This window comes from Streptomyces sp. WAC04114 (assembly GCF_019733245.1).
In the GTDB taxonomy this organism is placed as follows: Bacteria; Actinomycetota; Actinomycetes; order Streptomycetales; family Streptomycetaceae; genus Streptomyces; species Streptomyces massasporeus_A.
On record NZ_JAIGQA010000239.1, the window covers coordinates 1 to 10,402 of the forward strand.

Below are 10,402 nucleotides of genomic sequence, written 5' to 3' on the forward strand. Positions count from 1 at the left end.
CCCTCCCCCCGGACACCTACGCCGCGGCCCACACCGCCCTCAGCGCGGCCCACGCCGCCTACGAGGCCCGCTTCGGACACGTGTTCGTCATCTGCCTGGCCGGGGTGTCCCCGTCCGAGACGCTGGACCGGCTCCTCGAAGCCATCCGGTCACGATTGGCGAACGATCCCGAGGAGGAGCGGAGCGTAGTCGCCGACGAGCTGCGGCGCCTGGCGAAGGAACGGCTGGTGGGCGCCCTCAGGGGCGCGGGGAACTGCGCGCTCGACCACAGCGAGCCCGCACCCGGCCGATAACAGGACAGCCCACCCCAGAAGCCGCTCGGCTAGCCCGTACGCATGCCAGTTTGATCACACAGCCAGACCCCGGCGCAGCCCGGCCGCAACGCATCGCTACGATGCTGGGGGCCGGTGGACCGTACCCGGCCGGGCCCGACCGACACACCAAGCCGGCGCGGCCCCAATCCCCGCTCCCGGAGGAAACTTCCGTGCCGGCTGGAACGCTGTACCGCGGCCGGGAAGGAATGTGGTCCTGGGTGGCTCATCGAGTCACCGGCGTCCTCATCTTCTTCTTCCTGTTCGTTCACGTGCTGGACACCGCCCTCGTCCGTGTGTCCCCGGAGGCCTACGACACCGTCGTGGCCACGTACAAGACGCCGATCGTCGCGCTGCTGGAGTACGGCCTCGTGGCCGCCATCCTCTTCCACGCGCTCAACGGCCTGCGCGTCATCGCCGTCGACTTCTGGACCAAGGGTCCCCGCTACCAGAAGCAGATGCTCTGGACCGTCGTCGCCCTGTGGGTCGTGCTGATGCTGGGGGCCATCTACCCCGTCCTCGGTCACGCCGCTCGTGAACTCTTCGGGAGCTGACGCACATGTCCACGACTGACAAGACCGCTGCCGGCGTCGGCCCCGTCGAGGGCGGAGCCGTCTACACCGTCGACAACCCGGCGCCCTTCATCGAGGCCCCGCGCCAGCGCACCAAGAAGACCCCGAAGACCACCCGGGGCAACTTCGAGCTCGCCGCCTGGCTGTTCATGCGCCTGTCCGGTGTCGTGCTGGTCGTCCTGGTCCTCGGCCACCTGCTGATCCAGCTCGTGCTGGACGGGGGCGTCTCCAAGATCGGCTTCGCCTTCGTGGCCGGCCGCTGGGCGTCACCGTTCTGGCAGGTCTGGGACCTGCTGATGCTGTGGCTCGCCATGCTGCACGGCGCCAACGGCCTGCGCACGGTCATCAACGACTACGCGGAGCGCGCGAACACCCGGCTGTGGCTCAAGGGCCTGCTCTACACCGCCACGGTGTTCACCATCCTGCTGGGCACGCTGGTGATCTTCACCTTCGACCCGAACATCCGCTAGGCACGGGGTTGCGAGAATCATGAAGATCCACAAGTACGACACCGTCATCGTCGGCGCCGGTGGCGCGGGCATGCGCGCGGCCATCGAGTCCACGAAGCGCAGCCGCACCGCCGTGCTGACCAAGCTGTACCCCACCCGCTCCCACACGGGCGCCGCGCAGGGCGGCATGGCCGCCGCGCTGGCCAACGTGGAGGAGGACAACTGGGAGTGGCACACCTTCGACACGGTCAAGGGCGGGGACTACCTGGTCGACCAGGACGCCGCCGAGATCCTGGCGAAGGAGGCCATCGACTCCGTCCTCGACCTGGAGAAGATGGGCCTGCCGTTCAACCGCACGCCGAACGGCACGATCGACCAGCGCCGCTTCGGCGGTCACAGCCGCAACCACGGCGAGGCCCCGGTCCGCCGCTCCTGCTACGCGGCCGACCGCACCGGCCACATGATCCTCCAGACGCTGTACCAGAACTGCGTCAAGGAGGGCGTGGAGTTCTACAACGAGTTCTACGTCCTGGACCAGCTGATCACCGAGGTCGACGGCGTCAAGAAGTCGGCCGGTGTGGTGGCGTACGAGCTCGCCACCGGCGAGATCCACGTCTTCCAGGCGAAGTCCGTGGTCTACGCGTCCGGCGGCTGCGGCAAGTTCTTCAAGGTGACGTCCAACGCGCACACGCTGACCGGTGACGGCCAGGCGGCGGTCTACCGCCGCGGGCTGCCGCTGGAGGACATGGAGTTCTTCCAGTTCCACCCGACCGGCATCTGGCGCATGGGCATCCTGCTGACGGAGGGCGCCCGTGGTGAGGGCGGCATCCTCCGCAACAAGGACGGCGAGCGCTTCATGGAGAAGTACGCGCCGGTCATGAAGGACCTCGCGTCCCGTGACGTCGTCTCCCGCTCCATCTACACGGAGATCCGTGAGGGCCGCGGCTGCGGTCCCGAGGGCGACCACGTCTACCTCGACCTCACGCACCTCCCGCCGGAGCAGCTGGACGCCAAGCTCCCGGACATCACGGAGTTCGCGCGCACCTACCTCGGTATCGAGCCCTACACGGACCCGATCCCGATCCAGCCCACCGCGCACTACGCCATGGGCGGCATCCCGACCAACGTCGAGGGTGAGGTCCTGGCGGACAACACCACGGTCGTTCCGGGCCTGTACGCCGCCGGCGAGGTCGCCTGCGTGTCCGTGCACGGCGCCAACCGCCTCGGCACGAACTCGCTGCTGGACATCAACGTCTTCGGCAAGCGCGCGGGCATCGCCGCCGCGGAGTACGCGCAGAAGGCGGAGTTCGTCGAGCTGCCGGAGAACCCGGCGGAACTCGTGGTCGCGCAGGTGGAGCGGCTGCGCGACGCCACCGGCAACGAGCGGGTGGCGGAACTGCGGCGCGAGCTGCAGGAGACCATGGACGCCAACGTCATGGTGTTCCGCACCGAGCAGACGATCAAGACGGCGGTCGAGAAGATCGCGGAGCTGCGCGAGCGCTACAAGAACGTCTCGATCCAGGACAAGGGCAAGCGGTTCAACACGGACCTGCTGGAGGCCATCGAGCTGGGCAACCTGCTCGACCTCGCCGAGGTCATGGCGGTCTCCGCGCTCGCCCGCAAGGAGTCCCGCGGCGGTCACTACCGCGAGGACTACCCGAACCGCGACGACGTCAACTTCATGCGGCACACCATGGCGTACCGCGAGGTCGGCGCCGACGGCTCCGAAACCGTCCGTCTCGACTACAAGCCGGTCGTCCAGACCCGCTACCAGCCGATGGAGCGTAAGTACTGATGGCTACCCCTGTTCTGGACAAGGAAGACGCGGCCGGCAAGCCCGAGCCCGGTTTCGCCGACTCCCCCTACATCACGGTCACCTTCCGCATCCGCCGCTTCAACCCGGAGGTCGCGGCGGAGGCGGTCTGGGAAGACTTCCAGGTGGAGATCGACCCCAAGGAGCGCGTCCTCGACGCCCTCCACAAGATCAAGTGGGACCTGGACGGCACGCTGACGTTCCGCCGCTCCTGCGCGCACGGCATCTGCGGCTCGGACGCCATGCGGATCAACGGCAAGAACCGTCTTGCCTGCAAGACCCTGATCAAGGACATCAACCCCGAGAAGCCGATCACGGTCGAGGCCATAAAGGGCCTCACGGTCCTGAAGGACCTCGTGGTCGACATGGAGCCGTTCTTCCAGGCGTACCGCGACGTCATGCCCTTCCTCATCACGAAGGACACGAACGAGCCGACGCGTGAGCGGTTCCAGACGGCCGAGGACCGCGAGCGCTTCGACGACACGACGAAGTGCATCCTCTGCGCGGCCTGCACCACGTCGTGCCCGGTCTTCTGGAACGACGGCCAGTACTTCGGCCCGGCCGCCATCGTCAACGCGCACCGCTTCATCTTCGACTCGCGCGACGAGGCCGGCGAGCAGCGCCTGGAGATCCTGAACGACCGCGACGGCGTGTGGCGCTGCCGCACGACCTTCAACTGCACGGACGCCTGCCCGCGCGGCATCGAGGTCACGAAGGCGATCGCCGAGGTGAAGCGTGCGCTGATCACGCGCCGCTTCTGAGGCTCGCCGGTTGCTGATGAGGGCCCTGTTTCCGCTGGAAACGGGGCCCTCTGGCATATGCCACACCATTGGGTGAACGCAGCGGAACGGCCCGCACGGACGTCGTCCGGCCTACGATGATGCTCTCGACACCAGCCACGGGAGGCACCCTGATGTCCGCTGCAGCCGTCGAGCGGCCTTACGGAAGGCGTCCGCTGATCGCGGAGGCCAACCGGCTCATGGAGCGCAACCCTGGCTACCGAGTCGAGATCATCGGAGGCCAGATCCTCGTGTCCCCACCCCCTGACGGCGCGCACGCGGTGGCCCTGACCGACCTCATGCTGCCCTTCATGGAAGCGGGCCTCCATGGGCCGGGATCGAAGCTCGTTCAGGGCATCGGCCTCTGGCTGCCGACCGGTACGGAGGACTACGCGATCCCGGACCTGTCACTCGTGGACGCCGACTACCGGGACCACCTCATCGAGAACAACTGCTACGACCCCGTCTGCTTCCGCCTGGTCCTGGAGGTCACCTCCAGCAACTACCGGACGGACCTGCGCACCAAGGTCACCGCCTACGCGGAATCGAAGGTCCCCGTGTATGTCATCGTCGACCGCAAGCACCAGCGCCTGCACGTCCTCACCGAACCCGCCGGGGACTCCTACGAGAAGCACCGTCCGCATGTCCCCGGCGAACTCGTCACGCTCCCCGACACCGTCGGCGCCGAAGTCACCCTGGACGTCGCCGCGATCCTGGCAGCGGGCCGGTCGAGCCCGGACGACTGACTCTCACAACTGGCTCAGGATCGTAGGGTCCGTGATCTTCGTGTCCGCCGCCAGCATCATCGCCTTGCTCAGGATGACCGCCAGCATGCGGTCGCCCTCGTAGGGGAGGTAGCCCGTGCCCGGGGTCGTCGGGGCGGACTTCGGGACGATGCAGAGGTACTGGTCGTTCGGGGTCATGAGGATGTTGCCCGAGCCCAGGTGGATCTTGTAGGTGTGGCGGTCGCCGCGGACGTGGAGGAAGCGGCCCTCCAGGGTGCAGCGGTCGGCGATGGCCAGGCGGGGTATCAGGCGGTCGAGCAGGGTGCGGCGGGTCTCGGCGCTCGCGTTCAGTTCGCCGAAGCCGTACGACGTCCAGTACTCCCGGAAGCGGCCGCCCGGGCCGCCGTCCTGCCAGGTCGGGTCGTTGCCGACGCTGGACACGCCGACGAACAGGTCGACGTCGCGCAGGACTTCGGAGAGGACCAGGGGCGGGATGTCCGCCAGGGGGATCGGGTCGACCGGGTCCTGGCCGTCGCGAAGCCACATGGCGTATGCGCCGCCGGAGCAGTGGGCCGAGTTCTGCGGGGCGTCGATCGGGTAGAAGCGGACCTGGTCGGTGCGCAGGCGCAGATAGCTGCCGGATTCGGTGGTGTCGACGCCGTACTCCTCGCCGTCGCCCTCGATCCAGTACTCGGCGCGCAGGCCCCACTGGGGCAGCTCGCGGGTGGCGGGCGGGGCGGAGTCGTCGACGCACAGGCGCAGCTTGTTGTGCCAGCCGCGGATCGCGGCCAGGGAGTGGAACTGGTGCTGGCGCAGGACGTGGGCCGCGAAGCGGTTGGAGTAGCTGCCGGTGGCGCGCTCGGCGTCCGTGAGCAGGTAGATCTCGCGGTGGGCCTGTTTGAACGGCTGGGTGATGCCGTGCCGCTCCAGCCAGTCGCGCCAGGCGACGATCTCCGCGGGTTCGCGGCCGGCCGGGTGCCAGAGTTCGACCCGCGTGCCCGGGCGCAGGGGGTCGTCGGACAGGGTCCGCAGCTCGCCCTCCGCGTAGCCGGCCGTCACGCCGTCGATCGTCCACAGCAGGCGGCGGGCCAGGGTGCCGACGAGCGGGTGGTCGAGGTAGCGCTCGCGCCACGTGGCGTAGGGCCAGGTGCGGCGGGCGAGGAACTGGCGGTCCAGGCGCTCGCTCTGCGCCGAGAGCATCTTGTCGATGTCCTTGACCGCCGACTTGAGGTCCTTCAGGTCGTCCGGGTGGTCGCGCTTCACGGCCGCCGGCACGGACTTGACCGGCTTGCCGGCGGCGTTGCGCCAGCTCAGCAGGGCTCGCGAACCGCGGACGTCGAGGAGTGCCGTCGCCTCGCCCAGGTGGTGTTCGGCGTGGCCGACGTCCGTCAGGCCGTACGCCGGGACGGCCAGTTCCTCGATCTCCTCGCGGCTGAGGCCGAGTGCGGTGGCCCGGGCCTCCAGGGCCGTGTCGAGGAGCTTGGCCGTGTTCTTGTACGTCACGCGGGTGGCCAGCCGGGCGAGTTCGGCCAGGGCCGCCTCGGAATCGATGCGGGCCAGGGCGATGACACCGGCGTTGGCGACCTTCGGATTGCGGGGGCCGAGGCCCGCGACCTTCTTCAGTGACGTCTCGACCAGGGCGCCCAGGGCCCGGGCCGTGCCGGTGTGGGGCGGCAGCAGGGAGAGGAGCCAGGCCAGGCCGCGCAGGGCCGTCGCGTTGTACGGGTCGTAGGCGTTGTTGATGTCCGGCTCCCACTCCTGGCGTTCCAGGGGGAGGGAGCGGGGGCGGCCGACGAGAGCGAGCCAGGCCAGGACCGTGTCACGGACGCGATCGGTGCCGAGGGTGTTCAGCAGGGCGCGGGCCTGTTCGTCCCACTTGGCGGTGGGTTTCGAGGCGGTGGCGGTGAGGGCGTGGGCCAGCAGGGCCTGCCAGTCGGGGGTCGTGGCATCGCCCAGGGCCTGCTCCGCCCAGGCCTCGCCGACGTTGAGCACGGGGTCGGTGAGCTGCCGGGCCAGCACGACGAGGTCGGCCCCGCGGTAGGCGTCCAGGGCCGCGCGGCGAACGACGGCCACCACGGGGGCCGGGAGAGGACGGCCCACGGCCAGTTCGGCCCGGACCAGGACCTCGAAGCGGGTCACGTACCAGAAGGACCGGCAGCGGGCGAGGTCGTCCAGGGCCTTGCGTCGCTCGGCGGCCAGTGGATCGTCGGCGAGCGGCTCCGCGCCGTCGAGGCCCTCGGCGATCAGGGTGCACAGGGCGAGATGGCGGCAGCGGGCCTCGGTGTCGTCACCGGCCTGGTGGAAGCGGTCGGCCAGGGCATGCAGCAGCTCGCGGCGGTGCTCGGCCGACAGGGCGCGGAGCTGGTCCAGCACCTTCTCCCAGCCCGCTCCCCAGGCGCCGCGGCTGGAGTCCATGACGCGCAGCGCCTCGTCGGCGACCCGGCCGATGTCGCCGTCGGCGATCCGGTTGCGCAGCCGGTCCGTGTGCGACCGGGGTGTGCGGAAGGAGTTCATCAGCCACCGACCAGGGGGACGAGCTTCAGGAAGGTGACCTCGGTGCCGAGCGTCAGCTCGATCTCCTCGTCGGGGTCGGTGACCTGACGGTCACCCACCAGCACCAGGAAGCCGTTCCCCGCGAAGGCCCGCTCCGCCAGGGCCGTCTGCGCCTCGGGGTCGATCCGGCGGGGCGTGCGCACCTGGTAGCCGTTCACCACGCGCTCGGCGTCCTCCGGCTGCACCAGGCCCTGGAAGACCTCCGGCGTGCGGGCGTTGTACTCGGCGACCTCCTGGAACACCCGGCGCCGGATCAGTTCCCGTACGGTCAGCCGCTCTTCGGCGATCTCCAGCCCCCAGGCCGTGCGCCGCTCCCCCGCCGTCGTCTCGTCGACGAACGTCACGATTCCCATGCCGACGACAGTACGAGGCACCACTGACAATCCCCCCGGGCCCTTGTGTTGAACATGTTCAAAAGTAGGTCTAGAGTCATCCCCGACAGCGTTTTGAACGTGTTCAAGAAGGGCTGGAGCCATGGACCGCACGGTCATCGCCTACGTCATCTACCTGCTGGTCAGCATCGGTCTGACCATCTGGGTGGCCCGCACGCTCAGCCGGAACGGCAGGGTCTTCCTGGCCGACGTGCTGCACGGCAACGAGAAGCTCGCCGACGCCGTGAATCACCTCCTGGTGGTCGGCTTCTACCTCGTCAACCTCGGGTTCGTCGCGCTGTACCTGAGCGACGACGAGACCATCACCGACGCCCGCGGCATCTTCGAGGCCCTGTCGACCAAGCTCGGCGTGGTGCTGCTGGTGCTCGGCGTGATGCACCTGGCCAACGTCTACGTGCTCAACCGGATCCGGCGCCGGGGCGCCATGGAGCGGGAGCAGGTGCCCCCGGTGCCGCCGCAGGGCTGGGTGGCCCCGCAGGCGCAGGCCTGAGCGGAGGAGGCCCACGTGAACGCCACCGGCACGAACGCGACCGGCACGACCGCGACCGGCGGGAACGCACCCGCACCGGTCCGCCGGCTCACCGTCCTGTACGACGCCGAGTGCTCCCTGTGCGCGTTCCTGCGCGACTGGCTCCTGCGGCAGCCCCAGCTGGTGCCGCTGGAGCCGGTCCCGGCCGGCTCCGAGGAGGCCCGGCGGCGCTTCCCCGGCCTCGACCACGGCGCCACTCTCGACGAGATCACCGTCGTCGGCGACGCCGGGCAGGTCTACCGGGGCCCCGCCGCCTGGGTGGTCACCCTGTGGGCGCTGCGCGAACACCGGCCGCTCGCCCACCGGCTGAGCACCCCCTCCGGCGCCCTGCTGGCCAGGGGCGCGGTGCTCGCCACCGCCAAGTGGCGCGGGGCGCAGGCGCACCGGGGGCAGCGCGGCGGCGCACAGTGGGGCGGCCAGATGTACCGGCGCGCGGACGGCTGGTCGTACGCCCCCGGCACAGGCTGGACCCACACCGCGCCCGGCTGCTCCGACGGCAGCTGCGCCCCTCGGTAGCCGCACCCGTGCTGACGTTAGGCTCTCTTTCCGTGCCCGCGAAGAACGACGGCCCCGACGACGGCGCCACCCCCACCAAGTCCGAGCAGACCCGCGCCCTGATCCTGGAGACGGCCATGCGGCTGTTCCAGGAGCGCGGCTACGACAAGACGACGATGCGGGCCATCGCCAAGGAGGCAGGGGTCTCCGTCGGCAACGCGTACTACTACTTCGCGGGCAAGGAGCACCTGATCCAGGGCTTCTACGACCGGATCGCCGCCGAGCACCAGGTGGCGGTCCGGGAGATCCTGGACCGCGAGCGCGACCTGGAGACCCGTCTCGCCGGGGTGCTGCGGGCCTGGCTGGACATCGCCGCGCCCTACCACGAGTTCGCGGTGCAGTTCTTCAAGAACGCCGCCGACCCGGACAGCCCGCTCAGCCCCTTCTCGCCGGAGTCGGAGCACGCGCGCGAGGAGGCCATCAGCGTCCACCGGGAGGTGCTCGCCGGGGCCACGAAGACCAAGGTGCCCGAGGAACTGCGGGACATCCTCCCCGAATTGATGTGGCTGTCCCAGATGGGGCTGGTCCTGTACTGGATCTTCGACCGCACCGAGGGGCGCGAGCGCAGCTACCGGCTGGCCGAGCGCGGCGCCCGGCTCACCGCGCGGGGCGTAGCCCTGGCCCGCTTCCGGGTGCTGCGGCCCCTCGTGCGCGAGGTGCACGAGCTGTTCACGGAGTTCCTGCCGGGCATGACGAACGCCATCCCCGACCCGGCGGCCCGGCGCTCCGACTCCTGATTCCGGGGCCGGCCGTCAGAGGCCGGTGAGGCGCCGCAGGCGGAACCCGCCCGTGCCGTCCGGCAGATACCGTTCCGGTCCGCTTTCACAGCGTTCTCACAGGGTGGGGGCGGCGTCAGGCCTGCCTGGAAGCCAGCTCGATCACGGTGATGTCCGACGGGGCGCCCACGCGGGTGGGCGGGCCCCAGGCGCCGGCGCCGCGCGAGACGTAGAGCTGGGTGTCGCCGTAGCGGTCCAGGCCCGCGAGGGTGGGGTTGGCGCCGGACGCGATGAGGTTGCCCGGCCAGAGCTGGCCGCCGTGGGTGTGGCCGGAGAGCTGGAGGTCGACGCCGTGCTCGACGGCGTCGTGGATCTGGACGGGCTGGTGGGCGAGCAGGACGCACGCGCGTGCGGTGTCGCGGTCGCCGAGCGCCTTCGCGAAGTCGGGGCCCTGGCCCTCGTCCTCGCCGGCGACGTCGTTGACTCCGGCCAGGTCGAAGTACGGCATCTCCCTCCGGGCGTTCTCCAGGGGGTTGATGCCCAGACGGCGGACCTCCTCGACCCACTGCCCGGCGCCGGAGAAGTACTCGTGGTTGCCGGTGACGAAGTAGGAGCCGTGACGGGCCCTCAGCTGGGCGAGCGGAGCGGCCGCGGGGCCGAGGTCCTTCACACTGCCGTCGACCAGGTCGCCGACGACCGCGATCAGGTCGGGCTGGGTGGCGTTGATCGTGTCGACGACCTTCTGCGCGAAGCCGCGTCCCAGGACCGGGCCGAGGTGCACGTCGCTGACCACGGCGATCCGGTACCCATGCGCGGCGCGCGGCAGCTTGGCCAGCGGCACGGTGACCCGCTTGACCTTGGGCCCGCGGAGCACGCCGTACGTCCCGTACCCCACGGTCCCGACGGCGGCGGCCGCGGCGGCCCCCGCGACGACCCGGGAGACGAAGAGACGGCGGGTGGGGCCGGCGCGGCCGCCGCCGTCGGGACCGTGGGGTACGGGACGTACGG

12 protein-coding genes are annotated in these 10,402 nt (G+C 70.3%); 9 read left to right on the forward strand and 3 right to left on the reverse strand.

Features of this window, described 5'->3' with window-relative positions:
* The 6 genes from K4G64_RS35980 to K4G64_RS36005 form a co-directional block, all read left to right on the forward strand.
* Window positions 1–293: 2-oxo-4-hydroxy-4-carboxy-5-ureidoimidazoline decarboxylase (locus K4G64_RS35980; RefSeq protein ID WP_308122582.1), on the forward strand; the 293-nt coding region annotated here is incomplete at its 5' end.
* A gap of 191 nt (window positions 294–484) precedes the next feature.
* The gene (sdhC, locus tag K4G64_RS35985) at window positions 485–865 is read left to right on the forward strand and encodes a succinate dehydrogenase, cytochrome b556 subunit (RefSeq protein ID WP_221760094.1); all 381 of its coding nucleotides are present in this window, start codon (window positions 485–487) and stop codon (window positions 863–865) included.
* 5 nt (window positions 866–870) lie between these two features.
* Window positions 871–1,353, forward strand: coding sequence for a succinate dehydrogenase hydrophobic membrane anchor subunit (locus K4G64_RS35990; protein WP_189591659.1), 483 nt, complete (start codon window positions 871–873; stop codon window positions 1,351–1,353).
* A gap of 19 nt (window positions 1,354–1,372) precedes the next feature.
* Window positions 1,373–3,127 carry a succinate dehydrogenase flavoprotein subunit gene (gene sdhA / locus K4G64_RS35995; RefSeq protein ID WP_221760095.1) on the forward strand — a complete coding sequence of 585 codons (1,755 nt, stop codon included), beginning with the start codon at window positions 1,373–1,375 and terminating at the stop codon, window positions 3,125–3,127.
* Window positions 3,127–3,906: a succinate dehydrogenase iron-sulfur subunit gene (locus K4G64_RS36000; protein WP_031107859.1), complete on the forward strand. Its 780-nt coding sequence runs from the start codon at window positions 3,127–3,129 to the stop codon at window positions 3,904–3,906. The genes sdhA and K4G64_RS36000 overlap by 1 nt, the downstream gene beginning before the upstream one ends.
* Before the next feature lie 152 nt (window positions 3,907–4,058).
* Window positions 4,059–4,670, forward strand: coding sequence for a Uma2 family endonuclease (locus K4G64_RS36005; protein WP_221760096.1), 612 nt, complete (start codon window positions 4,059–4,061; stop codon window positions 4,668–4,670).
* A gap of 3 nt (window positions 4,671–4,673) precedes the next feature.
* Here K4G64_RS36005 and K4G64_RS36010 read toward each other — a convergent pair whose 3' ends face one another.
* Entirely contained in the window at window positions 4,674–7,163 is a 2,490-nt protein-coding gene (locus K4G64_RS36010; protein WP_221760097.1) for a DUF4132 domain-containing protein, read from the reverse strand.
* On the reverse strand, window positions 7,163–7,555 hold the full coding sequence (locus K4G64_RS36015; protein WP_221760098.1) for a hypothetical protein: 393 nt from the start codon (window positions 7,553–7,555) through the stop codon (window positions 7,163–7,165). Before K4G64_RS36015 ends, K4G64_RS36010 begins: the two co-directional genes overlap by 1 nt.
* A gap of 121 nt (window positions 7,556–7,676) precedes the next feature.
* On the opposite strand from K4G64_RS36015, the gene K4G64_RS36020 reads away from it, so the two are divergent.
* From K4G64_RS36020 to K4G64_RS36030, 3 genes are read left to right on the forward strand one after another with little or no spacing between them, the layout of a single operon-like run.
* Window positions 7,677–8,084 (forward strand): hypothetical protein, encoded by a 408-nt coding sequence (locus K4G64_RS36020; RefSeq protein ID WP_031107864.1) that lies wholly within the window; start codon window positions 7,677–7,679, stop codon window positions 8,082–8,084.
* Window positions 8,085–8,099: 15 nt separating this feature from the next.
* Window positions 8,100–8,639: a DCC1-like thiol-disulfide oxidoreductase family protein gene (locus K4G64_RS36025; protein WP_221760099.1), complete on the forward strand. Its 540-nt coding sequence runs from the start codon at window positions 8,100–8,102 to the stop codon at window positions 8,637–8,639.
* 32 nt (window positions 8,640–8,671) lie between these two features.
* Complete coding sequence (locus K4G64_RS36030) at window positions 8,672–9,415, forward strand: TetR/AcrR family transcriptional regulator (protein WP_221760100.1); 744 nt, start codon at window positions 8,672–8,674, stop codon at window positions 9,413–9,415.
* 115 nt (window positions 9,416–9,530) lie between these two features.
* Here K4G64_RS36030 and K4G64_RS36035 read toward each other — a convergent pair.
* Window positions 9,531–10,402: metallophosphoesterase (locus K4G64_RS36035; protein ID WP_221760101.1), on the reverse strand; the 872-nt coding region annotated here is incomplete at its 5' end.

Bases quoted from the DNA above. Each gene is read 5' to 3' on its own strand.
- K4G64_RS35990 (WP_189591659.1), top strand. From the start codon at position 871: ATGTCCACGACTGACAAGACCGCTGCCGGCGTCGGCCCCGTCGAGGGC.
- sdhA (WP_221760095.1), top strand. From the start codon at position 1,373: ATGAAGATCCACAAGTACGACACCGTCATCGTCGGCGCCGGTGGCGCG.
- K4G64_RS36000 (WP_031107859.1), top strand. From the start codon at position 3,127: ATGGCTACCCCTGTTCTGGACAAGGAAGACGCGGCCGGCAAGCCCGAG.
- K4G64_RS36005 (WP_221760096.1), top strand. From the start codon at position 4,059: ATGTCCGCTGCAGCCGTCGAGCGGCCTTACGGAAGGCGTCCGCTGATC.
- K4G64_RS36010 (WP_221760097.1), bottom strand. From the start codon at position 7,163: ATGAACTCCTTCCGCACACCCCGGTCGCACACGGACCGGCTGCGCAAC.
- K4G64_RS36015 (WP_221760098.1), bottom strand. From the start codon at position 7,555: ATGGGAATCGTGACGTTCGTCGACGAGACGACGGCGGGGGAGCGGCGC.
- K4G64_RS36020 (WP_031107864.1), top strand. From the start codon at position 7,677: ATGGACCGCACGGTCATCGCCTACGTCATCTACCTGCTGGTCAGCATC.